This window comes from Mesorhizobium sp. M0478 (assembly GCF_040321305.1).
GTDB lineage: Bacteria > Pseudomonadota > Alphaproteobacteria > Rhizobiales > Rhizobiaceae > Mesorhizobium.
On sequence record NZ_JAMYRH010000011.1, the window covers coordinates 76533 to 98193 of the forward strand.

20 protein-coding genes and 1 riboswitch are annotated in these 21661 nt (G+C 62.7%); of the genes, 8 read left to right on the forward strand and 12 right to left on the reverse strand.

Annotated features, from left to right (window positions below; all coding sequences use genetic code 11):
• Both gcvH and gcvT read right to left on the reverse strand, forming a co-directional pair.
• On the reverse strand, positions 1 to 369 hold the full coding sequence (gene gcvH, locus NKI64_RS23630) for a glycine cleavage system protein GcvH (RefSeq protein WP_023667594.1): 369 nt from the start codon (positions 367 to 369) through the stop codon (positions 1 to 3).
• Positions 370 to 374: 5 nt separating this feature from the next.
• Positions 375 to 1475, reverse strand: a complete 1101-nt coding sequence (gene gcvT, locus NKI64_RS23635) for a glycine cleavage system aminomethyltransferase GcvT (RefSeq protein WP_023748527.1) — start codon at positions 1473 to 1475, stop codon at positions 375 to 377.
• A gap of 149 nt (positions 1476 to 1624) precedes the next feature.
• A riboswitch (glycine riboswitch) is annotated at positions 1625 to 1711 on the reverse strand.
• Positions 1712 to 1910: 199 nt separating this feature from the next.
• Between gcvT and NKI64_RS23640 the strand changes: the two genes are divergently transcribed.
• Positions 1911 to 2912, forward strand: a complete 1002-nt coding sequence (locus tag NKI64_RS23640) for a hypothetical protein (protein WP_352670395.1) — start codon at positions 1911 to 1913, stop codon at positions 2910 to 2912.
• A 151-nt stretch (positions 2913 to 3063) separates the two neighbouring features.
• On the opposite strand, the gene NKI64_RS23645 is transcribed toward NKI64_RS23640, so the two are convergent.
• From NKI64_RS23645 to NKI64_RS23670, 6 genes are all read right to left on the reverse strand, one after another.
• The gene (locus NKI64_RS23645; RefSeq protein WP_023822981.1) at positions 3064 to 3855 is read right to left on the reverse strand and encodes a molybdopterin-binding protein; all 792 of its coding nucleotides are present in this window, start codon (positions 3853 to 3855) and stop codon (positions 3064 to 3066) included.
• A 1-nt stretch (position 3856) separates the two neighbouring features.
• Positions 3857 to 4732, reverse strand: coding sequence for a cytochrome b/b6 domain-containing protein (locus NKI64_RS23650; protein WP_023825655.1), 876 nt, complete (start codon positions 4730 to 4732; stop codon positions 3857 to 3859).
• 136 nt (positions 4733 to 4868) lie between these two features.
• On the reverse strand, positions 4869 to 5561 hold the full coding sequence (locus tag NKI64_RS23655) for a DUF1345 domain-containing protein (RefSeq protein ID WP_352670399.1): 693 nt from the start codon (positions 5559 to 5561) through the stop codon (positions 4869 to 4871).
• A 21-nt stretch (positions 5562 to 5582) separates the two neighbouring features.
• The gene (locus NKI64_RS23660; RefSeq protein WP_023691149.1) at positions 5583 to 6056 is read right to left on the reverse strand and encodes a YaiI/YqxD family protein; all 474 of its coding nucleotides are present in this window, start codon (positions 6054 to 6056) and stop codon (positions 5583 to 5585) included.
• A gap of 64 nt (positions 6057 to 6120) precedes the next feature.
• Positions 6121 to 6690, reverse strand: a complete 570-nt coding sequence (gene gfa, locus NKI64_RS23665; RefSeq protein WP_023691150.1) for an S-(hydroxymethyl)glutathione synthase — start codon at positions 6688 to 6690, stop codon at positions 6121 to 6123.
• Positions 6691 to 6757: 67 nt separating this feature from the next.
• A complete protein-coding gene (locus tag NKI64_RS23670) occupies positions 6758 to 7885 on the reverse strand; it encodes an S-(hydroxymethyl)glutathione dehydrogenase/class III alcohol dehydrogenase (protein ID WP_023691151.1) in 1128 nt (375 codons plus the stop codon).
• 237 nt (positions 7886 to 8122) lie between these two features.
• On the opposite strand from NKI64_RS23670, the gene NKI64_RS23675 reads away from it, so the two are divergent.
• The 4 genes from NKI64_RS23675 (at position 8123) to NKI64_RS23690 (ending at position 15446) form a co-directional block, all read left to right on the forward strand.
• Entirely contained in the window at positions 8123 to 10135 is a 2013-nt protein-coding gene (locus NKI64_RS23675; protein ID WP_352670402.1) for an acetyl-CoA carboxylase biotin carboxylase subunit, read from the forward strand.
• 259 nt (positions 10136 to 10394) lie between these two features.
• Entirely contained in the window at positions 10395 to 13922 is a 3528-nt protein-coding gene (gene dnaE / locus NKI64_RS23680) for a DNA polymerase III subunit alpha (RefSeq protein ID WP_352670405.1), read from the forward strand.
• 169 nt (positions 13923 to 14091) lie between these two features.
• Entirely contained in the window at positions 14092 to 14490 is a 399-nt protein-coding gene (locus NKI64_RS23685) for a nuclear transport factor 2 family protein (RefSeq protein WP_023667583.1), read from the forward strand.
• Positions 14491 to 14642: 152 nt separating this feature from the next.
• On the forward strand, positions 14643 to 15446 hold the full coding sequence (locus NKI64_RS23690; protein WP_023688306.1) for a potassium channel family protein: 804 nt from the start codon (positions 14643 to 14645) through the stop codon (positions 15444 to 15446).
• A 7-nt stretch (positions 15447 to 15453) separates the two neighbouring features.
• On the opposite strand, the gene NKI64_RS23695 is transcribed toward NKI64_RS23690, so the two are convergent.
• Entirely contained in the window at positions 15454 to 16335 is an 882-nt protein-coding gene (locus NKI64_RS23695) for a DMT family transporter (protein WP_023729857.1), read from the reverse strand.
• 183 nt (positions 16336 to 16518) lie between these two features.
• Here NKI64_RS23695 and NKI64_RS23700 point away from each other — a divergent pair, with 183 nt between their 5' ends.
• Positions 16519 to 17025 carry a hypothetical protein gene (locus tag NKI64_RS23700; protein WP_352670408.1) on the forward strand — a complete coding sequence of 169 codons (507 nt, stop codon included), beginning with the start codon at positions 16519 to 16521 and terminating at the stop codon, positions 17023 to 17025.
• 6 nt (positions 17026 to 17031) lie between these two features.
• Here the strand turns inward: NKI64_RS23700 and NKI64_RS23705 are convergent, their stop codons facing one another.
• Entirely contained in the window at positions 17032 to 18360 is a 1329-nt protein-coding gene (locus NKI64_RS23705) for a DNA polymerase IV (protein WP_023734461.1), read from the reverse strand.
• 67 nt (positions 18361 to 18427) lie between these two features.
• Between NKI64_RS23705 and NKI64_RS23710 the strand changes: the two genes are divergently transcribed.
• Both NKI64_RS23710 and NKI64_RS23715 read left to right on the forward strand, forming a co-directional pair.
• Positions 18428 to 19003 (forward strand): GNAT family N-acetyltransferase, encoded by a 576-nt coding sequence (locus tag NKI64_RS23710; protein ID WP_352670411.1) that lies wholly within the window; start codon positions 18428 to 18430, stop codon positions 19001 to 19003.
• Between the two features lie 97 nt (positions 19004 to 19100).
• On the forward strand, positions 19101 to 20630 hold the full coding sequence (locus NKI64_RS23715; protein WP_352670414.1) for a hypothetical protein: 1530 nt from the start codon (positions 19101 to 19103) through the stop codon (positions 20628 to 20630).
• A gap of 25 nt (positions 20631 to 20655) precedes the next feature.
• On the opposite strand, the gene NKI64_RS23720 is transcribed toward NKI64_RS23715, so the two are convergent.
• Positions 20656 to 21309 (reverse strand): hypothetical protein, encoded by a 654-nt coding sequence (locus NKI64_RS23720; protein ID WP_023701190.1) that lies wholly within the window; start codon positions 21307 to 21309, stop codon positions 20656 to 20658.
• A complete protein-coding gene (locus tag NKI64_RS23725) occupies positions 21306 to 21605 on the reverse strand; it encodes a DUF3572 domain-containing protein (protein WP_023688310.1) in 300 nt (99 codons plus the stop codon). Before NKI64_RS23725 ends, NKI64_RS23720 begins: the two co-directional genes overlap by 4 nt.
• Between the last annotated feature and the right edge of the window lie 56 nt (positions 21606 to 21661).

Genomic DNA, 21661 nt, shown 5'->3' on the forward strand with positions numbered 1-21661 from the left:
TCAACCGATATGGGCTTTGTAGGCAGCCTCATCCATGAGGCCTGCGAGCTGGCCTTCGTCGGCGAGCTTCATCTTCCACAGCCAGCCGTCGCCGGTCGCCGCGGAGTTGACCAGCGACGGGTCCGAGGACAGCGCGCCGTTGGCGTCGGTGATCTCGCCGTCAGCCGGCGCATAGACGTCGGAGGCCGCCTTGACGGATTCGACGACCACGGCGGTATCGCCCTTGCTGAGCTTCGTGCCGATTTGAGGCAGTTCGACGAAGACGAGATCGCCAAGCTGTTCCTGCGCATAGTCGGTTATCCCGACGGTGGCGATGCCTCCCTCGACGCTCAGCCATTCGTGATCTTGTGTGAAATAGGTTTTTGCCATCGGAATTATCCTTTGCGGTAGCGATGAGGAGTGAAGGGCAAGGAACTGATATCGACCGGGATTTTCGTCCCGCGAACATCGGCGAAGAGTTTCGTGCCCGGGTTGGCCAGGGGCGTTGTGGCGTAGCCCATGGCGACGGGATGGCCGGCCGAGGGGCCGAAGCCGCCTGATGTCACGTGGCCGGCCGGATTGCCGTCGGCATCGAACAAAGCAGCGCCGGCGCGCACCGGCTGGCGGCCGTCCGGCTTCAGGCCGACGCGCTTTTGCGACGACCCGCGCTCCAGGATGGACCGCAGCGCATCGGCGCCGATGAAGGATCCGCCGGCGCGGAGATCTTTGGGGATCGCCCACATCAGGCCGGCACTCGCCGGATCGATCTCCGGGGTGATGTCCTGGCCGTGCAGGCACAGGCCGGCCTCCAACCGCAGCGAGTCGCGGGCAGCAAGGCCGATCCACAACACACGCTCGTCCTCGATCAGTTTCGTGGCCAGAGCGCGCGCATCCGCCTCCGGCAGGCCGATCTCGAAGCCGTCCTCGCCGGTGTAGCCGGAGCGGCTCATGAACCAGTTTTGCTTCGGCTCGATGCCATGCATGAACAAGAGCGAGCCGGTCTCGATGCCGGCGCGGGACAAGGCAGCCCAGGCTTCGGGCCCCTGGATCGCCAGGAAGACGCGATCGAGCGCATCGACCTTCACGTCGAAATCGGTCGCCAGCGCACGCAAATGCTTCTCGTCCTCGACCGCATTCCCGGCGTTGGCGACCACCATGAAGCGCTCGGCGCCGAGCCGGGTGACGATCAGATCGTCGATGATCCCGGCGGCCTCGTTGAGGAAGAAGGTATATTTGGACTGTGAAATCTCAAGCGCGCCGGCATCGAGCGGACTGGCGCGGTTGAGCAGTGCCGCAGCGCCCGGTCCGCTGATCTCGAACAGCTTCATATGCGAAATGTCGAACAGGCCGGCATGTTCGCGGGTGTGAAGGTGCTCCTTCATCACGCCGGCCGGATAGGTCAGCGGCATCGACCAGCCCGCAAAGGCGCCAAAGCGTGCGCCGGCGGCGGTGTGCAGATCTTCGAGAGGAAGGTGTTTGGTGTCGTCGCCCGTCATGTCATCTCCAGAGTCGCACGCAATCGGCCGCTGCTGGCGACCAGTCCGTGCCCCTCTGTCTGAAGCCTGAGAGACTCGCGCAACCGGAACTCTGTCGGCGACGCTTACACCTTCGGCGCGGGGGCAAGCCCCGACTTTCCAGAGTGTCTTTCCCGTCTACGGTTCTTTTGCCTGAGAGATTTCGGGCGATTTCCCCTTCGGCGGCAGCTCGCGCTGCTCTCTCCCGCAAACAGGTAGGACTCAAAACTTAAGCCCTCGACGCGCCATCCATAGCTTGTCGGCGACACCTTGTCACCTGCCAGCGACACGTAAAGCGCGTCGTCTTTACAGTCTTCGCTAACCACGCCGTTTGCCGGTTTTTCAAGACAATGGCGATATTCTGGGCTGACGGTTTGGCCGGCAATTGCGTTGGGCACGGCGGATGGGGATTGACAGATGGGCGAACGGATCGGGAGCGCGCCGGTGGCGGGGCTGGCCTCGAAGGACCGCATCACGGCGGAAGATGTCGTCATGCTGCGTCGCGAAGTGTTCGCCGACGGCGTGGTGACGCGCGGCGAGGCTGAAGCACTGTTCGCGCTCGATGCGACAGCGACGGACAAATGCCCGCAATGGCCTGAATTCTTCGTCGAGGCCGTTACCGACTACATCGTCCACCAGGAAAAGCCGGCAGGCTATATCTCTGAAGACAATGCCGGTTGGCTGATCCAGACCATCTCGCGCGACGGAATGGTCGACAGTGTGACCGAACTGGAGCTGCTGGTGCATGTGCTGGAAAGGGCGAAATCATCGCCCGGCCGGCTCTCCGCCTATGCGCTCGAGCAGGTCGCCAACGCGGTGGTCGACGGCAAGGGACCACTGATGCTCGGCGGCGCGCTGGTTCCCGGGCTGGTCGCCAAGGCAGAGGTCGATCTGTTGCGCCGCATTCTCCATGCCTATGGCGGCGACGGTAACATTGCCATCACACGGGTTGAGGCCGAGGTGCTGTTCCAGATCAACGAGCAGACCGCAGCGGCCCACAACGACCCGTCCTGGAACGACCTGTTCGTCAAGGCGCTCGCCAATTTCGTCATGTGTTCGGCCGGCTACGAAGCGCCGACGCGCGATGTGGCGCTGCGTCGTGACAGTTTCTTGGACCAGGCCGAGCCCGAAATTGGTGGCTTCTTCAGCCGCATGGTGTCGGGCGGACTGGCCGGCATCATGGAAGCCTATCGTTCGCCCGGCGATATCGAGGCCGAATGGGAGTCGAAGAACCGTGCCGCCGAGGCACTCGCGCGCCGCGCCGAGACGATCGACGCCAGCGAGGCGAAATGGCTGGCCGATCGCATCGGCACCGACCGCCCGCTGCGTGACAATGAATGCGCGCTGCTGACGCTGATCAAACTCGCCTCGCCGGAGATACATCCGGCGCTCAAGCCACTGCTCGACAAGGTTGCTTAAGCCGCGCCGTTTTCTGCGACCGTTTTGCAGAGGACGATATTGGAGTGTCTTCAGGCCAATCGCCAAGTTCGGCCACGCGCTCGAAACCGGCTTCCTCAGGCAAGCTCGGTTCGGTCGGAGTCAGATCGTGCTCGGTCAGAATGCGAGGCCATCAAATCCCGCCATACCAGTCATAGCCATTGTCTTCCCAATAGCCGCCGCGGCCGCCGCCAATATTGGCAAAACTGTCGACGAGCTCGATCTTGTAGAGATACTTCGGCATCTTGTAGCCGAGCTGTCGTTCGACGCGCACGCGCAGCGGCGCGCCGTTTTCGACCGGCAGCGGCTTGCCGTTGAGGCCGTAGGCCAGGATCGTCTGCGGGTGGCGGGCATCGATCAGGTCGATGGTGCCGTAATATTTGATTTCCCCGGAGAGGCTGCGATCGATCGTATCGAGGCAGTGGAACATGACATAGCGGGCCTGCGGCTTGACCACAGCCTGGTCGAGCACCAGCGACAGCGGGGTGCCGGTCCATTTGGCGATGCAGCTCCAGCCTTCGACACAGTCGTGGCGGGTGATCTGCGTGCGGCTCGGCATGTTCTCCAACTGCTCGCGGCTGAGCGACAGCGGCTTTTCGACCAGGCCCGTTACCTCCAGCCGCCAGTCGGCGAAATTGTTGGCGAGCAGGCCCTTGTAGGTGTCATCGTCGGGCGCGGTGACGCCGTTCGGCCGCTGCGGCTGGCGGATGTCGGCCTCGGTGAATTCCGGCGCCAGAGCATCGCGGCCGGCAAGCCAGCGTTGCGCGCGGTAGGTCAGGCCATTGGCGTTTTCGAGGAAACTGCGCAGGCCATCGCCCATGCCGAGCTGGCTGTCGAAGGCATCGCAGCCCGACAACATGATGCCGGAAACGCCGAGGCCGGCACCCGTCAGGAACTTTCGGCGGCTGATCGGGAATTTGGCCATCTCACGCACTCCTCTCGGTGTCGCCATGCGTTGGCGGATCCGTGCGGTACCAGCCGGTGATGATCGAGCGCAGTTCGTTGATCGGGCCGGCAGCGAGGATCATCATCATATGGACGATGAAAAAGCCGACCAGCAGCACCATCACCGTGAAATGGATGGTGCGCGCCGTCTGCCGGCCGCCGAGCACTTCGTTTAACCAGGGCAGCACCGAGTTCATGCTCGGTGACATGGCAAGGCCGGTGATGATCATGAGTGGCAACAGCACGAACAGCACGCCGCCATAGGCTATTTTCTGCAGCGTGTTGTATTCGCGTGTGTGGTGGAACCTGAGCTTGGCGTGCTCGATGATGTCCTGCGGCAGCCGCTTGAGATCGTCAAGGCGCGGCGCCAGATCGCGGCGCAGATGGCCGTTGACCAGGCTGGCGACCAGCCAGACGACCAGGGTGGTGGTCAGTATCCAGGCGAAGAAGAAATGCACGACGCGGGCGGTGCCGAGATCGTAATAGGACGGGATCGTCGCCCAGGAGGGGAAGGCGCGCGAGGTTTGCTGACCGGCCGGGCCCGACCAGCCGAGCACGCCGGTGGTGTCGAAGCGATGGCCGAAGATTTCGGTATAGCCGCGCGGGCCGGTGGCGGTGTTTTCGGCGCCGATGGCAAAGACGGTGTTGTTGTACTCGAAGCCGGATTGCTTGCCGATGTAGAGCTGCGGCCGGGCATTGAAGATCTGCAGGCCGGACAAAAGCATGAAGAACAGCGAGATCGCCCACAGCCAGTGCGTCAGGCGGGTCCAGCGCGATTGCCGGTAGATCAGCGTCGCATCCTTCGTTGAGGCGGCATCGACGCCTGCGCCGGGCTGACTCACGGTAATGGTTTCCATCTTTTCCTCGCCTCCGGCTGCGCGATCCTGGGATGGCCGCGCTCGTCCTTGTCCTCCCAATACGTCGCTATCGAAAGCGATGTTTCATGCGGTCACGTTTTTATTACGGGCACGGGTTTATCGCGGGCACGGATACTCAATTGCCGAGGCTCACCGCGAGATTGACGACGGCGGCGACGATGACGGCGTTGAAGAAGAACGACAGGATCGAATGGACAAGCACCACGCGGCGCATATGCGAGGTCGTGATCGCGGTGTCGGCGGTCTGCGCGGTCATGCCGATCACCGTCGCGAAATAGAGAAAGTCCCAACCGTCCGGCCGTTTGCTGCCGGGAAAATCGAGGCCGCCGACCGGTATCTTCTTCTTGGTTTCGGCATCGATCGCGTCGCCGTCCATCCAGTAGACATGCGCATAGTGGAGGGCGGCCATGGCATGGATGGTGAACCAGCCAAGCGGGATCGACAGCATGGCGAAGCCGAGTTCGATGGGGTCGCGATCCTTGTGATTGATCAAAAGGAACAGCAGGACAATGGCCATGGCGACGATGCCGAGCGTGATGGCAAAGATGCCCAGCACTGGGAGGTCCAGTTCGCGCGCGTTCTTGCTGAGATAGCGGCCGGACAGCAGCGGCATCTTGGCGATGACGAGCGCGATGAAGACGACGAAGAAGGAATCGGCGGCAATCGAGATCGAATAGGCAAGCCGCGTGGAGACGGGGAGCGCTCCAATCAAAGGCAATACCGCGGCAAATACGACCAGACCGACGGCTAGCGACACAAAGAACTGCTTGTGCCGCTGCAAGGGGTTATTCGGCGATGTGTCGGCCATAGCCCGACCTCGGATGATGCTTCACGTCTGGTCGGGTGTGACGGATTTCAGAGCCCGCCGCAAGATACGGTCGAGCTCACCCAGGAAACGCGAGCGATCCTGTGGCGCAAAGCTGGCATTGTAGCCCTTGCTCTCGCCGGTTTCGCGCAGATGCTGCTTCAAATCGCGCATTGCAACCGCCATGCCGATGGTCTCCGGCGTGAACGGCCGGCCGGTTGGCCCAAGCACATGCGCGCCGAGCCCCACGGTGCGAGCGGCAAGCGGGATGTCGGCGGTGATCACGATGTCGTTGGGTTTTGCGTTCTCGACGATCCAATCGTCAGCGGCATCGGCGCTTTTAGAGACGACGACGTTGCGAATCATCGGATCGCGCGACGGACGCAGCCCGCCATTGGAGACGTAGGTGACGACCACGCCATGGCGCTCGGCGACCTTCTCGACCTCGGCTTTCACCGGGCAGGCGTCGGCGTCGACGTAGATGGCGGGTGCGGGCATTATCTCTCCAAAACGGACATGGGGCCGGCATGTTACCCGGCCCCATGCCAGAAATCTCGTACCGTCAGGCCGGCAGCGCGCCCGACTTCTTCGCCGTCCAGGTGGCTATGTAATCCATCAGGCCGGGGTTGAGACAGTCATAGGGTTCGAGGCCGATCGATTTCAACTGGCCGCGAATGCCGTCCATGCGCTTGGGGTCGACACCGGATTCGATGATCGACGAGACGAAAGCGGTGAAGCCCGGCGGTGACCAGCCGTCTTCCTCGAAGCGCTCGGGATGGATGAAGGACAGACCCTTGAACGGATGATCGCGCTCGACCGGGCCGTGCATGTGGACGCCGCAACCGGTGCAGGCATGGCGCTGGATCAATGCTGCCGGATCGACCACCTTCAGCTTGTCGCCATTCTCGGTGACGGTGACGTCGCCAGTGCCGGCGACCGCCACGACCGAGAACACCGCGCCGTCCGGTTTCCAGCATTTGGTGCAGCCGCAGGCATGGTTGTGGGCGATCTGGCCCTTGACCGTCACCTTCACCGGCTTGCTGGTGCAGGCACAGACCAGCGTGCCGCCGGCAAAGCTTGCGCTTTCCTTCGGCAGGCCATTGTCGATTTTCGGATGCAGTTTCTCAGGCATTATCTTCCTCCCTTGTTGAACCCATGCAACTACAGTCGCTGGCCCTTCGGTCGGCGGCTTCTTCTCCTCAATAAACGACGACGCTCCTGATCGACTTGCCCTCATGCATGAGGTCGAAGCCCTTGTTGATGTCTTCCAGCTTCAGCAAATGGGTGATCATCGGGTCGATCTGGATCTTGCCGTCCATGTACCAGTCGACGATTTTTGGCACGTCAGTGCGGCCGCGTGCGCCGCCAAAGGCGGTGCCCATCCAGGTGCGGCCGGTGACCAGCTGGAATGGCCTGGTCGAAATCTCCTGGCCGGCGCCCGCAACGCCGATGACGACCGACTTGCCCCAGCCGCGATGCGAGGCTTCCAGCGCCTGGCGCATTACCTTGGTGTTGCCGGTGCAGTCGAACGTGTAGTCGGCGCCGCCGATCTGGTCGGCACCGCGCTTGGTCATGTTGACGAGGTGGGGGACGATGTCGCCGTCGATCTCCTTCGGATTGACGAAATGCGTCATGCCGAACCTCTCGCCCCATGCCTTCTTGTCGTTGTTGAGATCAACGCCGATGATCATGTCGGCGCCGGCCAGCTTCAGGCCCTGGATGACATTCAAGCCGATGCCGCCTAGGCCGAAGACCACGGCGGTCGCGCCTTGCTCGACCTTGGCGGTGTTGATGACAGCGCCAATGCCGGTGGTGACGCCGCAGCCGATGTAGCAGATCTTGTCGAAGGGGGCCTCGGGGTTGACCTTGGCCACCGCGATCTCGGGCAGCACGGTGAAGTTGGAGAAGGTCGAGCAGCCCATATAGTGAAAAATCTTGTCCTTGCCGATTGAGAAGCGCGACGAGCCGTCCGGCATCAGGCCCTGGCCCTGCGTGGCGCGGATGGCGGTGCACAAATTGGTCTTGCGCGACAGGCAGGACGGGCACTGCCGGCATTCCGGCGTGTAGAGCGGGATGATGTGGTCGCCCTTCCTGACGCTAGTGACGCCCTTGCCGACATCGACGACGATTCCGGCGCCTTCATGGCCGAGGATTGCCGGAAACAGACCTTCGGGATCGGCGCCCGACAAAGTGAACTCGTCGGTGTGGCAGATGCCGGTCGCCTTGATCTCGACCAGCACCTCGCCTTCGCGCGGTCCGTCGAGGTCGACCTCCATGATTTCCAGCGGCTTTCCGGCGGCGACAGCGACAGCGGCGCGGGTTTTCATCAGGCAATTCCTCCCAAGGCGATTGGTCTTCAGGCTTTCAGGGTTTTTATACTGTTTCAACCCGATTTGGCGACCAAATATGGCGCAAATCTTGGCTCAGTCGTCGGCGAGCCCAACCTTCGCCCCTCGGCACGGGCCTGGCGGGCAGGGAGTGTCTTGATGGGTGCGCTGCCGGCGGTGCTTGAGCCCGGCTGCCGAAGCCCATAAGAAGGACGAAAGACCGAGGAAACGCCTTCGATGTTCACGAAAATCCTGATCGCCAATCGCGGCGAGATTGCTTGCCGCGTCATCAAGACGGCGCGCAGGATGGGGATTGCCACCGTAGCGGTCTATTCCGACGCCGATCGCGACGCCGTGCACGTCGAAATGGCCGACGAAGCCGTGCATATCGGGCCATCGCCGGCCGCGCAAAGCTATCTTCTGCCTGAAAAGATCATCGCTGCCTGCAAGGAGACGGGCGCGCAGGCCGTGCATCCCGGCTACGGTTTTCTGTCGGAGCGGGCCGCCTTCTGCGAAGCGCTTGAGGCTGAGGGCATGGTCTTCATTGGTCCAAAAGCCAAGGCGATCAAGGCGATGGGCGACAAGATCGAATCGAAGAAGTTCGCCAATGCCGCAGAAGTGTCGACGGTACCGGGCTGGCTTGGTGTCATCGAAAATGCCGACCATGCCGAAAAGATCGCCGGCGAGATCGGCTATCCCGTGATGATCAAGGCCTCGGCCGGCGGCGGCGGTAAAGGCATGCGCATTGCCTGGAGCCAGTCGGAAGTGCGCGACGGCTTCGACCGGGCGCGCTCGGAGGCGAAAAGCTCGTTCGGCGACGACCGCGTCTTCATCGAAAAGTTCGTCGTCGATCCGCGTCATATCGAAATCCAGGTGCTGGCCGACGCGCATGGCACCGCCCTCTATCTCGGCGAGCGCGAATGCTCGATCCAGCGCCGGAACCAGAAGGTTGCGGAAGAGGCGCCGTCGCCATTCCTCGATGCCAGGACGCGCAAGGCCATGGGCGAGCAGGCCGTGGCGCTGGCCAAGGCGGTCGACTACCAGAGCGCCGGCACCGTCGAGTTCATCGTCGATGCTGAAAAGAACTTCTATTTCCTTGAAATGAATACACGATTGCAGGTCGAGCATCCGGTGACGGAGCTTGTTACCGGCATCGACCTAGTCGAGCAGATGATCCGTGTCGCCGCCGGCGAGAAGCTGGCGATCGAGCAGAGCGACGTCAAGCTGAACGGCTGGGCGGTGGAAAGCCGGCTCTATGCCGAGGATCCCTATCGCAATTTCCTGCCCTCGATCGGCCGTTTGACGCGCTACCGGCCGCCGGAGGAGGGCACGTTCGGCGACATCGTCATCCGCAACGACACCGGCGTCACCGAAGGTTCCGAGATTTCGATGTTCTATGACCCGATGGTGGCAAAACTCTGCACATGGGCGCCGACACGGCTGGCGGCAATCGACGCCATGTCGGAAGCGCTGGACAGTTTCGTCGTCGACGGCATCGAGCACAACATTCCATTCCTGGCGGCGCTGATGCAGCATCCGCGCTGGCGCGAGGGGCGGATATCGACGGGCTTCATCGCCGAGGAATATCCTGACGGCTTCGCGCCGATCGTGCCCAATGGCGATGAAAAGGCAGTGCTGGCGGCGATCGCCACCGCGGTCGAGCTTCTGCGCCGCGACCGGCTCGACCGGCTGGGCGGGCGGCTGGCGCCGCATTCGGGCGCACTCAAGCGCGATTGGGTGGTGAAGCTCGGCGACGACTATCTCCAGGCTTCGATCATCGAGGGCATGATCTCCATTCCGATGGAAATCGATCTGTCGGTCGATGGCGGCAAAGTGCTGACCGTGGCGTCCGACTGGCGGCCGAGCGACCTCATCTGGCGCGGCACTGTCGGTGCCCGCAAGGTCACGGCGCAGATCAGGCCGGCGCCGAACGGCCTGCGCATTGCCTGGAAAGGCATGTCGGTGACGGCGCGCGCCATGCTGCCGCGCACGGCGGAGCTGGAAAGGCTGATGCCGGAGAAGGTGGCGCCGGACACGTCCAAGATGCTGCTTTGCCCGATGCCGGGCCTGGTCGTGTCGATCGCGGTTGCCGAGGGGCAGGAGGTCAAGGCCGGCGAGACGCTGGCCGTGGTCGAGGCGATGAAGATGGAAAACGTGCTGCGCGCCGACCGCGATCTTGTCGTGTCGAAGCTCAACGCCAAGCCGGGTGACAGCCTGGCTGTCGATGCGGTGATCATGGAGTTCGCCTAGAGATTGTTTGGAAATTCTACTCCGGCGGCCATCTGAAGGTGGTTCTGCGCTTCCCGTGCTCACGGACCAATGGCCGCTGCGCTCCGGTTCTCGAAACCACCATCATATGACTCGCCAGTGCGAATTTCGAACAATCTCTGAGCCGTGCGGCTGGGTACGGAAGCCTGTGGTCGGTGGTCATTTGTGCTGGACTGGCATCGCCCGGTCCGGGACAATACATCTCCATCGACTCAAAGCCCTTCGAGCAATTTGAAACATCATGGCGGATGACAAACTTCCACGCGATCCCCTGAGGCGCGAAGCAGCGCTCGCTGCTGCGCGCCCGGAGGCGCCGGCGCGGCCGTTCATCCATCTGCGCGTGCATTCGGCGTATTCGCTGCTCGAGGGCGCCTTGCAGGTCGCCGCCGTTGTCGGTCATGCAGTCAAGGACGAGTGCCCGGCAATCGCAGTCACCGACACAAACAATCTGTTCGGCGCGCTGGAATTTGCCCAGAAGGCGGTGAAGGAAGGCATCCAGCCGATTATCGGTTGCCAGATCGATCTCGCCTTTTCCGGCGAGACCAGCGACGCGCAGCGCGACCGCCGCCGCCATGGTCCGGAGATGCACGCCGTGGTGCTGCTCGCCGCCACCGAGGCCGGCTACAGCAACCTCGTCAGGCTGGTCAGCCAGGTCTATCTGGAGACGCCGCCGGGCGAGCCCGTGCATCTGACGTCAGCAATGCTGGAAGGCCATAGCGATGGCCTGATCTGCCTCAGCGGCGGGCCGCGCGGCCCGATCGGCCGGGCGCTGAAGGAGGATCGCCGAGATCTTGCCGAGACGCGGCTTCTGGCACTCAAGGCGCTGTTCGGCGACCGGCTCTATGTCGAGCTGGACCGTGTTTCCGGTTATGACCGCGCTATCGAGAAATCATCGGTCGACCTTGCCTATATCCATGATCTGCCGCTGGTCGCCACGAATGAGGCGTTCTTCGCCGCCCGCGACGACTATGACGCGCATGATGCTCTGATCGCCATTGCCGAGGGTTCGGTGGTTGCCGCCGACAACCGTCGCCGGCTGACTTCGGACAATTTCCTGCGCAGCCAGGCGGATATGGCGCGGCTGTTCGCCGACCTGCCGGAAGCGATCGACAACACCGTCGAGATCGCGCTGCGCTGTTCCTATTATCCCAAGACCCGCAATCCGATCCTGCCACGCTTTACCGGCGGCGATGTCGCCGACAATGAGGTGGCGCTGAAAGCGGAGGCCGATGAGCTACGCCGGCAGGCGCATGAGGGGCTCGAGGCGCGGCTGGCTGCGCATGGGCCCACTTCCGGCTACACGGTCGAACAATACCGCGAGCGGCTCGATTTCGAACTCTCCATCATCGAGAAGATGAAGTTTCCCGGCTATTTCCTGATCGTCGCCGACTTCATCAAATGGGCCAAGGCGCAAGGCATTCCGGTCGGGCCGGGCCGTGGTTCGGGCGCCGGATCGCTGGTCGCTTATTCCACGACCATCACCGACATCGATCCGCTGCGCTTCTCGCTGCTGTTCGAGCGCTTCCTCAACCCCGACCGCGTGTCGATGCCCGACTTCGACATCGACTTCTGCCAGGACCGGCGCGAAGAGGTCATCCGCTACGTCCAGCAGAAATATGGCCGCGACCAGGTTGGGCAGATCATCACCTTCGGTACGCTGCAGGCGCGCGCGGTGCTGCGCGACGTCGGCCGCGTGCTGCAAATGCCTTACGGCCAAGTCGACAAGCTCTCCAAAATGGTGCCGCAGAACCCCGCCAATCCGGTCAAGCTGGCGGATGCCATCGCCAACGAGCCGCGCTTTGCCGAGGAGGCCGAGAAGGAGCCAATCGTGCAGACGCTGCTCGATATGGCGCAAAAGCTGGAAGGGCTCTACCGCCACGCTTCGACGCACGCCGCCGGCATCGTCATCGGCGACCGGCCCTTGTCGGAACTGGTGCCGATGTACCGCGATCCGCGCTCCGACATGCCGGTCACCCAGTTCAACATGAAATATGTCGAACAGGCCGGGCTGGTGAAGTTCGACTTCCTCGGCCTGAAGACGCTGACCGTGCTGGAGACGGCAGTGAAGCTGATCCGCCGGCGCGGCATCGAGATCGACCTGGTGACGATCCCGCTCGACGACCCTGAAACCTACGCCATGCTGTCGCGCGGCGAAGTGGTCGGTGTGTTCCAGGTGGAAAGTGCCGGTATGCGCAAGGCGCTGATCGGCATGCGGCCCGACTGTATCGAGGACATCATCGCGCTGGTGGCGCTCTACCGCCCCGGCCCGATGGAGAACATCCCGACCTACAACGCCAGAAAGCATGGCGAAGAGGAGATGGCCTCGATCCATCCCAAAATCGACCATCTGGTGAAGGAGACGCAAGGCGTCATCGTCTACCAGGAACAGGTGATGCAGATCGCGCAGGAGCTGTCGGGGTATTCGCTCGGCGAAGCCGACCTGCTGCGCCGCGCCATGGGCAAGAAGATCCGCGCCGAAATGGACAAGCAGCGCGAGCGCTTCGTCACTGGTGCGGTCGAACGCGGCGTCGGCAAGCCGCAGGCCGACTTCATCTTCGACCTTCTGGCCAAGTTCGCCGACTACGGCTTCAACAAATCGCACGCGGCCGCCTACGCCGTCGTGTCCTACCAGACCGCCTATCTCAAGGCGCATTACCCCGTCGAGTTCCTGGCGGCGTCGATGACGCTCGACATGGGCAATACCGACAAACTCGCCGATTTCCGCCAGGATGCGCTGCGTCTCGGCATCGAGGTGGTGGCGCCGTCGGTGATGACCAGCTTCCGCAATTTCGAGGTCGGCGAGAACCGCATTTACTATTCGCTGGCGGCCCTCAAGGGCGTCGGCGACGCTGCGGTCGAGCACATCGTCGCCATGCGCGGCGAAAAGCCGTTCAAGAATCTCGCCGATTTCTGTGAAAGGGTCGATCCCAAGATCGTCGGCAAGCGCGTCTTCGAAAGCCTGATCATGGCCGGCGCGCTCGACTGCTTCGGCCACGACCGCGCCCAGATGATGGCCGGCGTCGAACGGATGATGGGGCTGGCTTCTCTGGCGCAGCAGAATGCCATTTCGGGCCAGCACGACATTTTCGGCGCGTCGCTCGGCGCGCAACAGCAGGCGCTCAATTTGCCGCAGACCGATCCGTGGCTTGCCGCCGACCGGCTGCACCGCGAATTCCAGGTCGTCGGCTTCTATCTTTCGGCGCATCCGCTCGACGAGTACAAGGCGGCCCTGCAGAAGATGCGCGTGCAAAACTGGGGCGAGTTCTCGGCTGCGGTCAAACGCGGTGCCGCCGCGGGCCGGCTCGCCGGCACCGTCACCACCAAGCAGGAGCGCAAGACCCGAACCGGCAACAAGATGGGCGTCATCGCCTTTTCCGACACATCTGGCCAATATGAAGCCGTGCTGTTTTCGGAAGGGTTGGCGCAGTATCGCGATCTGCTCGAGCCCGGACGTTCGGTGGTGATCACCGTTTCGGCCGAGGATAGGCCCGAAGGGGTCAATCTGCGCATCCAGACGGTGCAGTCGCTGGAGGATGAGGCCAGCCGTATCCAGAAGGCGCTGCGCATCTTCGTGCGCGATGCGGCTCCGATCGGCATGCTGGCCGGCCAACTGGCGGTAAAGGGCGAGGGCCAGGTCAGCTTCGTGCTGATCAAGGAAGCCGGGCAAGGTGAGATCGAGATCGAATTGCCCAATCGCTACCGCATCTCGCCGCAGATCGCGTCGGCCATGCGCGCGGTGCCGGGTGTGGTCGAAGTCGAGCTCGTCTAGGCTGCGCTGATATACACGGCAATCGCATCGACGTCGGCCAGTGCATGACGGCATAAAGATGCTCTGGGCCTGACATTGCAGCCGATAGGGCCAGCGTGCGGGGCGTGGTTGACCTGACCTTCCTTTGAACCACATGCGTTGAGCAGAAACTTCAAAGGAACGCACAATCATGCCCAGCCGCGAACGCGTCGAAGCCTTCCTCAAGGAGGTGGTCGAAGGCAGCCACGTCAAAGCGATCGCCGACTTCTACCATGACGATGCCACCATGCAGGAAAATCTCGGCGTCCCGCGGCGCGGCAAGGAAACACTGATGGCGCATGAGCAGGCAGCACTCGACCGGATCGAGAAGATGCACACCCATCCTGTCCAGACATTCCTGGTCGATGGCGACAATGTCGCCATCCGCTGGACCTTCGACCGTGTCGACAAGGCCGGCACCGTGCGCCGGCTGGAAGAGGTGGCCCTGCAGCGCTGGCGTGGTGACCGGATTGCGGAGGAGCGGTTCGTCTACGACACCGCCTCGGCCTGGCGCCTCGTCGGGCCGGACGGCAAGGTGGTGGAGGGCTGACGATCACCGGGCCCACTAGATCATGATGAGATTCGGTTGAAATCTCATCATGATCTAACCCTTTGTTGAACGGGATCTTTTCCAAAAACCGGCACCCACTTTTTGGGATCATGCTCTAGACGGCCCCGCCTGGGACCGTTACGCACTTGGTGATGAAAGCAGCCGAGAAGGACGGATCGCAGCAAAGCTCTGCCATCGCGCGGCTGCGTGACAGGCTGCGCAAGCTCTATCACGGACGCACGCCGGCGGCGTTCCGGTTTCAACTGGTGGCGGTCATCATCGACCTCGCCATCATCGCCTTCTTCGTTGCCACGCCGGTGCTCCAGGACAAGCCGTCATTCCTGTGGCTCGACTATACCGTCGCGGCGCTGGTCGCCGCCGACCTGATTGCCCGACTGTTAGCCTCCAACGACATGTTGCGGCTGATGAAACAGCCGACATCCTGGGTCGATGTCTTCATCCTTTTGACGCTGCTGATGCCGACGGCGCTGGCAAATCTGGCGTTCCTGCGCATCCTGCGGCTGTGGTCGCTGTCGCGCAGCGGGTCGCTGTGGCGGCATTTCGAGATGCGTGGCTTAAGGCCTTGGCGCGAGGCGAGCCACGCGGTCATCAACCTGTTGACGTTCCTGTTCGTCATCACCGGCTTCGTCTACACCTTCTTCTTCCGCACCGGCGCCGGCCTCGAAAACTACATTGATGCGCTTTATTTCACCGTCGCCACGGTGACGACGACCGGTTTCGGCGACATCGTGCTGCCGGGGATCGCCGGCAAGCTGACCGCGATCGCCACCATGATCATCGGCATCTCGCTGTTCGTCAGACTGGCGACCGCGATTTTTCGACCCGCCAAGGTGTTCTTTCCCTGTCCGCAGTGCGGACTGCAACGGCATGAGCCGGACGCCGTGCACTGCAAGGCCTGCGGGCATCTCCTCAACATACCGGATGAGGGGAATTGACCGACCGCTACGAGGCCGCGACCTCGGCCGGCTTTGGCGCCTTGCGCTGCAGGTTGAGCAGGTTGCCCATCAGGATCAGCAGGGCGCCGCCGGCTGTAAAGATGTCGATCTGTTCGCTGTAGAGCAGCCAGCCGATCAGCGCCGACAGTGGCACGCGCAGGAAATCCATCGGTGAAACCACCGTAGCGTCGGCATAGGTGAGGGCACGCGCCATGCAGAAATGCGACGACATGCCGGTGAAGGCAATCAGCAGGATCCATGGCCAGAGTTCGAGCGGTGGGTTGCGCCATTCATAAAGCGCCGGGATCAGGCCGACCACCGACTGGATGATCAGCATCCAGAAGATGATGCGCACGACGCTGTCGGTGCGTGTCAGCGACTTGACCATGACCACCGAAATGCCGAAGCAGACAGCGGCGCCGAGCACGATCAGGTGCCCCGGATCGACGGCGCCAACGCCGGGCCGCACGATGATCACCACGCCGATCAGCCCCAGCGCGATCGCCGCCAGCTTGGGTCGGGAGAGCCTTTCGCCGAGGAAGGCCACCGCCAGCAGGGCCGTCCAGATCGGCGTCGTGAATTCGATCGAAATCAGCACGGCCAGCGGGATCAGTGTCAATGCGTAAAGCCATGCCGCCTGGCCGGTATAGTGGATGACATTGCGGGCGAGATGGGCGACGGGGCGCTGCGTGCGCATCGCCGCAAAGCCGCCGCTCACAATCACCAGCGGCAGCAGGATGAAAAAGCCGATCACCGAGCGCAGTTCCAGCACCTGGAACACGTTGAGCTCCGCGGTCGTGGCGCGGCCGGCGACCGACATCGCCAGGAACGAGGCGATCGACAGCGCCATCCAGAACGCGGCTTTGGGGATCGATGGGGAAGGTGCCATAGGCGCTATGTCGCAAGCCGGGGCTTCCATCGCAACCGCTAGGCGACGCATTCGACTGGGCCAGACCCGTCGCAAAACAGCCATGCTGGAAGTGGAACCTGACGCAACGGCAGGCGTTGGTTCCCGGTATTGGCCAATTGCTGGACGCATCGTTTCTTAAACATCAACGGGGGAGAGATTCCGATGAAATCATTCGCGCGGTTTCTGCTAGCCGGCTGCCTGCTAACTGCAAGCGCCGCGGCCCATGCCGACGAGGCGAATTTTCTCAGCTCCTTGCAAGGGAATTTCTCCGGCAAGGGGACAGTCAAGGTCACCACCGACGCACCGACGGTGAATGTGTCCTGCACCTTCAATTCCGACGCGACCTCGAGCTCATTGTCGCTTGACGGCAATTGCCGTGGTCTTGTCGTGGTGACGCGCGCCATCAGCGCCAATCTGAAGGCCCGCGGGGCGAAGTATACAGGCGTCTATGTCGGGTCGCGCACCGGGCCGGCACAGCTCGCCGGCAGCCGTTCTGGCAACGCGATCACTCTCGGCATTCGCTGGGCGGCGGAGGTCAATGGCGATCGTAAGGCGCGGTTGACGGTCGAGAAAACCAGCGGCGACGGAATGCGGTTGACCGTTACCGACGTCGATCCGAAAACCGGCAAGAACGTGGTGACGAGCCGCATCGATCTCAAGCGTATCTAAGCCGTCTCACTCCTCGATCGGCTCCGGCGGGTTGGCGTTGCGGCCTTTGCCGAAGGTGTAGCCGGTTTCCACCGCCTTCTTGCCGAACTTGTCGCGCAGCGTATCGATGGCGCTTTCGGCCATGGCGCGCTTGCGCGAGCCGACGTCGACGAGATCGGGCGGATCGGCCTTCTCGTCATCCGAGAGATCGCTGACACCGATGCCAAGCAGCCGGTACTTTGTCCCGTCCGCCTCCTTGCGCAACAGCTCGAGCCCGGTCTGGAAAATGCGGTCGGCCAGCCGGGTCGGGTCGCCGAGCTGGCGGTTGCGGGTACGCAGCTTGAAATCCTGCGTCTTCAGCTTCAGCACCACGGTGCGCCCGGCAATGCCTGACTTCTTCAGCCGCGCCGAGACCTTTTCCGACAATCCCCTCAGCACTGGAACCAGTTCGCCCATTTCAGCTATGTCGGTGTCGAAAGTGGTTTCGGCCGACACACTTTTCGCATCCTGGTCGGGATCGACACGGCGGTCGTCCTGGCCGCGCGAGAGATGGTAGAGCCGGGTGCCCATCACGCCATAGCGGCGCATAAGATCGGCGCGCTCCATGCGCTGCAACTGGGCGATGCTGCGGATGCCGTCGCGTTCGAGCGTTGCGGCAAAAGCCTTGCCGACGCCCCAGATCAGCGTCACCGGCTGTTCGGCCAGGAAACCCAGCGCCTCGGCTTCGCCGATCACCGAAAAGCCGCGCGGCTTGCGGAAATCGGAGGCAACCTTGGCCAGGAACTTGCAGTAGGAAAGGCCGGCCGAAACGGTGATGCCGATTTCCTTTTCGACGGTCTGCGCAAAGCGCGCCAGCACCACCGCCGGCGGCATGCCGTGCAGGCGCTCGGTGCCGGCAAGGTCGAGAAACGCCTCATCGATGGAGAGCGGTTCGACCAGCGGCGTGAGCGCCTGCATCAAGGCGCGGACATCGCGGCCGACGCGGACGTATTTCTCCATATTGGGCGGGATGACGACCGCTTCCGGACAGGCTTCGAGCGCCTTGAACATCGGCATTGCCGAGCGCACCCCCTTGATGCGGGCGATGTAGCAGGCGGTGGAGACGACGCCGCGCTTGCCGCCGCCGATGATCAGCGGCTTGTCCTTCAGCGCCGGATTGTCGCGCTTTTCGATCGCCGCATAGAAGGCGTCGCAATCGATATGCGCTAGATGCAGCTGGTAGAGCTCGGGATGGCGGGTGAGTCGAGGGCTGCCGCAACGCTCACAGCGCCTGGTATCGCTGCGCTGAAAGGTCAGGCAGTCGCGGCAAAAACCGTGCTCGGGATTGTTGACAGGGGCCGCCATCGCTGCGAACATAAAGAGAACAGATGCAATGGTACGTCAGGACGGAAGCCGCCACAAGCGGTTAGCCGGGAGAGAACTCATGAGCACCACCATAGCGCCGCTGGCGCCTGACCTATGGGCGGATTTCGAGGATCTTTTCGGCAAGCAGGGCGCCTGTTACGGGTGCTGGTGCACGCATTTCCGGATGGCGCCGGCGGTCCGGCGGGCCAGCGACAAACAGCGCAACAAGGATCATATCAAGGCGCGCATCGACGCAGGGCCGCCGCCGGGGCTTTTGGCTTTCGAGGACGGCATAGCGGTCGGCTGGATGCAGATCGGCCCGCGCGCCGACGTGCCCGAATGGAACAATCGGGGCAGGGGCTCGGCGCCGGTCGATCCAACCGACGCCGTAGATCCCGGCGTCTGGGCCATCTCCTGCTTCTTCATCCGCGCCAGCGCGCGCGGCCGGGGCGTCAGCCACCGCCTGGTCGAGGGCGGCATCGCTTTTGCCCGCCAGAACAAGGCGCGGCTGGTCGAGGCGTGTCCGATCGACGTGTCGCGCGATTCGCGTTCGATCGAGCTGTTCGTCGGCTCGTCGCGTGTGTTCGAAAAGGCCGGCTTCGAGCGGCTCCTCGAACGCAAGGCCGGCCGGCCGCTGATGCGGCTTGTGCTGTAGGCGGCAGCAATCCATAGGTCTTGTCTTGCGGCTGTGATGGTATTTTCCTACCAGTGGTAGAAGCGGTTTTGACGACTGCAATAAAGGGAGGATCGATATGAAGCGCGTTTTGCCATTCGCTTTGCTTCTAGCCTGCAGTGCGCCGGCGCTTGGGCAGACGGTCGACAGCGAGGGCGCCAAGCAGCTTACCGACAATCTGGCGCGCTATTTCAGCAAGAAGCCGTTCGAGATCGGATTTCTGAAGGTCTCGGTCGAAGGCGACGCCTACAAGCTCGCATTCGATTTCAAGCCCGTCGTGGAACTCTTGGCAAAACAGGATGGCCTGAAGCTCGATCTCACCCCTTATACGCTGTTGACCAAACCACGCAGCGATGGCGCGTGGGATGTCTCAGGCAATCTGGCGCCGGAAGGGTCGATGGAGTTCAACGGCCCTCAGGGGCCGCAAAGCATGAAGATGTCTATCAAGGGCGGGAAGTTCGTTGGTGTCTACGATCCCGAGTTGGCGGCTTTCAGCAGCGCCACGTCGTCACTTGAAGGCATGAATATGACGTCGCAGGACGCCAGGCAGCGCACGGAGATGAGTTCTGGTGCTGGAACCGCCACAATGAGCGCTACCAAGGGCGCAAATGGCGGTGTCGATTTTAGCATGGTTCAGACGATTGCCGATTTTGCAGAGGTCATCACGATCGACAACCCCAACAGCGGGCAGAAAATCCCGCTGACGGTCAAGTCGCCCGAATTTTCGGTCGACGCGAAAGGCAAGGGGCTGCGCACGAAGCCTATTCTGGACCTGTTGGCTTTCGCCGTGGCCAATGAGGACGAGGCGAAACTGAAAGCCAATCAGGCGGAGCTCAAGTCGCATCTTCTGACCGCGCTGCCGATATGGGAGCGGATTGATGGGGCTTACAGTCTCAAGGATTTCAGCGTCGGCAGCCCGATCGGCAGTTTCGGCGCAGCAACACTCGGCATCGCCTTCGGCATGCACGGTGTCTCGCGCAACGGGACGATCAGCTACGGGATCAAAGCGTCTGGGCTCTCGATACCGCAAAATCTTGTTCCAGCCTGGAGCGTCGCGCTGTTGCCCACCGACATCGACCTCAATTTCGGTGGGGCCAACATCGATCTCGACACAATGGCCAAGAAGGCTATCGAGGCCTTCGATCTCAACAACAACCCGCCGCTTTCGGCGGATTTCGGCGACGGCCTGAAGAAAGATTTTCTGGCGAACGGCCCCAAGATCCTCATCGGCCACAGCACGGTCAAGGGCGGCGGTGCCGAAATCGGGCTGGAGGGCGATATGACGTTTCCCGATGGCGAGAAGCCCGATGCCAACGTGACAATCGACGTGACCGGCTACGACAAGATCGTGGCAAGCCTGCAGGAGGCGGCGAAGACCGACCCGCAGGCCTCACAGGCTTTTACCGGCGCCTTGGCCATCAAGGGATTTGCCAAGACGCTGCCGGATGGTCGTATCGAATGGGTGATCAACGCCAGGCACGATGGGTCGGTGACGGTCAACGGCGCCATGCTGAAGGGGCCGGATCCGGTCGTGGAAGACAACACCGATCAGGATGCGATCCCTGGCGAGGGCAACAATGGCGGAGCAGGGGCGAAGCTGCAGCCTTGATCGCCAAGCTTGGAGGCGCTTGGGCTTAAAGCCCGAGCGCGCTCGCGATCTTCGGCGCGGCCTCGTGCCAGTCCTCGACGGAGATGATGTCGTCCGGCACCGGCGGCAGGAAGGCGCGCAGCGAATTGTCGGCCATCAGGTGGAAGAGGTGGGCGTCGGCAACCGAGTTGCGTGCCGAGATGAGGTTGGCGGGCTGGTCGTCGACAAAGGCTACCGGCCGGCCGTTCTTGCCGCGCAGTTTCGCCACCGCCGGTCCCTTGGCCATTTCGGTGGTCAACAGCGGATAGGGCAGACCGAGCGCATCGAGATGGGCGCGGCGGGCGGCGCGATGCCGGTGCGGCATGGCGGTCAAAAGGACGATCTCGGCGCGGTCGCCAAGGCTGGCAAGCGCTTGTTCGGCACCATCGGTGACGCTCTGCCAGTCGGCCTGCGTATCGAAGAAATCTCCGAGAAGTGCCGTCACCTCCGGCTGTTCGATCAGCCGGCCGCTCGCCGTTTCGGCAATGTTGCCGGTGAGACGGAAGGAGGCCAGGGTCAGGCCGAAGCCGCGCGATTTCAGGAAATGCGGAAACGGCCGGATGAATTCGAGCACGACATCGTCGACATCGAGGATCAGCAGAGGCCGGTCGTCGGCTGCAAGTTCGGCGATCTGGCGTGCCGTCTCGGGATCGTCGCTCATATCGAATGCTCATGGTCGTCGCCGCCAAGAGGCAGCGCGCGCAACGCCTTGCCGACTGAGGCCGGCGGAGTGTCGGTTTCCTCGGCAAAGCGCAGCAAGGTCGGCTCGTGGGCGAGGATGAACTGCAGCACGCCGGCAAGGAATCCCGGTTCGGCCGCGGCGCGGCGGATGGCGGACGCCTCGATGCCGGTGATGGCCAGGAAGCGCGGCAGGAGTTCGGGGTCGGCGGCGACGAAGCCCAGTGCCTTCACGGCAATGGTTTCCGCTTCCTCGCGCATTGACGCTGCGTTTGCCATCACTACTTTCTCGTTGCGGAAATGAGTCTCTTTTCCGCAGTAATCGCAAGCGTCGC

What these genes read in the sequence shown, in the direction of transcription:
- NKI64_RS23715 (WP_352670414.1), top strand. Translation starts at nt 19,101, where the DNA reads ATGAAGCGCGTTTTGCCATTCGCTTTGCTTCTAGCCTGCAGTGCGCCG.
- gcvT (WP_023748527.1), bottom strand. Translation starts at nt 1,475, where the DNA reads ATGACGGGCGACGACACCAAACACCTTCCTCTCGAAGATCTGCACACC.
- NKI64_RS23640 (WP_352670395.1), top strand. Translation starts at nt 1,911, where the DNA reads ATGGGCGAACGGATCGGGAGCGCGCCGGTGGCGGGGCTGGCCTCGAAG.
- NKI64_RS23695 (WP_023729857.1), bottom strand. Translation starts at nt 16,335, where the DNA reads ATGGCACCTTCCCCATCGATCCCCAAAGCCGCGTTCTGGATGGCGCTG.
- NKI64_RS23650 (WP_023825655.1), bottom strand. Translation starts at nt 4,732, where the DNA reads ATGGAAACCATTACCGTGAGTCAGCCCGGCGCAGGCGTCGATGCCGCC.
- NKI64_RS23670 (WP_023691151.1), bottom strand. Translation starts at nt 7,885, where the DNA reads ATGAAAACCCGCGCCGCTGTCGCTGTCGCCGCCGGAAAGCCGCTGGAA.
- NKI64_RS23690 (WP_023688306.1), top strand. Translation starts at nt 14,643, where the DNA reads ATGAAAGCAGCCGAGAAGGACGGATCGCAGCAAAGCTCTGCCATCGCG.
- gfa (WP_023691150.1), bottom strand. Translation starts at nt 6,690, where the DNA reads ATGCCTGAGAAACTGCATCCGAAAATCGACAATGGCCTGCCGAAGGAA.
- NKI64_RS23705 (WP_023734461.1), bottom strand. Translation starts at nt 18,360, where the DNA reads ATGTTCGCAGCGATGGCGGCCCCTGTCAACAATCCCGAGCACGGTTTT.
- NKI64_RS23700 (WP_352670408.1), top strand. Translation starts at nt 16,519, where the DNA reads ATGAAATCATTCGCGCGGTTTCTGCTAGCCGGCTGCCTGCTAACTGCA.
- NKI64_RS23645 (WP_023822981.1), bottom strand. Translation starts at nt 3,855, where the DNA reads ATGGCCAAATTCCCGATCAGCCGCCGAAAGTTCCTGACGGGTGCCGGC.
- NKI64_RS23725 (WP_023688310.1), bottom strand. Translation starts at nt 21,605, where the DNA reads ATGGCAAACGCAGCGTCAATGCGCGAGGAAGCGGAAACCATTGCCGTG.
- dnaE (WP_352670405.1), top strand. Translation starts at nt 10,395, where the DNA reads ATGGCGGATGACAAACTTCCACGCGATCCCCTGAGGCGCGAAGCAGCG.
- NKI64_RS23675 (WP_352670402.1), top strand. Translation starts at nt 8,123, where the DNA reads ATGTTCACGAAAATCCTGATCGCCAATCGCGGCGAGATTGCTTGCCGC.
- NKI64_RS23720 (WP_023701190.1), bottom strand. Translation starts at nt 21,309, where the DNA reads ATGAGCGACGATCCCGAGACGGCACGCCAGATCGCCGAACTTGCAGCC.
- NKI64_RS23710 (WP_352670411.1), top strand. Translation starts at nt 18,428, where the DNA reads ATGAGCACCACCATAGCGCCGCTGGCGCCTGACCTATGGGCGGATTTC.
- NKI64_RS23655 (WP_352670399.1), bottom strand. Translation starts at nt 5,561, where the DNA reads ATGGCCGACACATCGCCGAATAACCCCTTGCAGCGGCACAAGCAGTTC.
- gcvH (WP_023667594.1), bottom strand. Translation starts at nt 369, where the DNA reads ATGGCAAAAACCTATTTCACACAAGATCACGAATGGCTGAGCGTCGAG.
- NKI64_RS23660 (WP_023691149.1), bottom strand. Translation starts at nt 6,056, where the DNA reads ATGCCCGCACCCGCCATCTACGTCGACGCCGACGCCTGCCCGGTGAAA.
- NKI64_RS23685 (WP_023667583.1), top strand. Translation starts at nt 14,092, where the DNA reads ATGCCCAGCCGCGAACGCGTCGAAGCCTTCCTCAAGGAGGTGGTCGAA.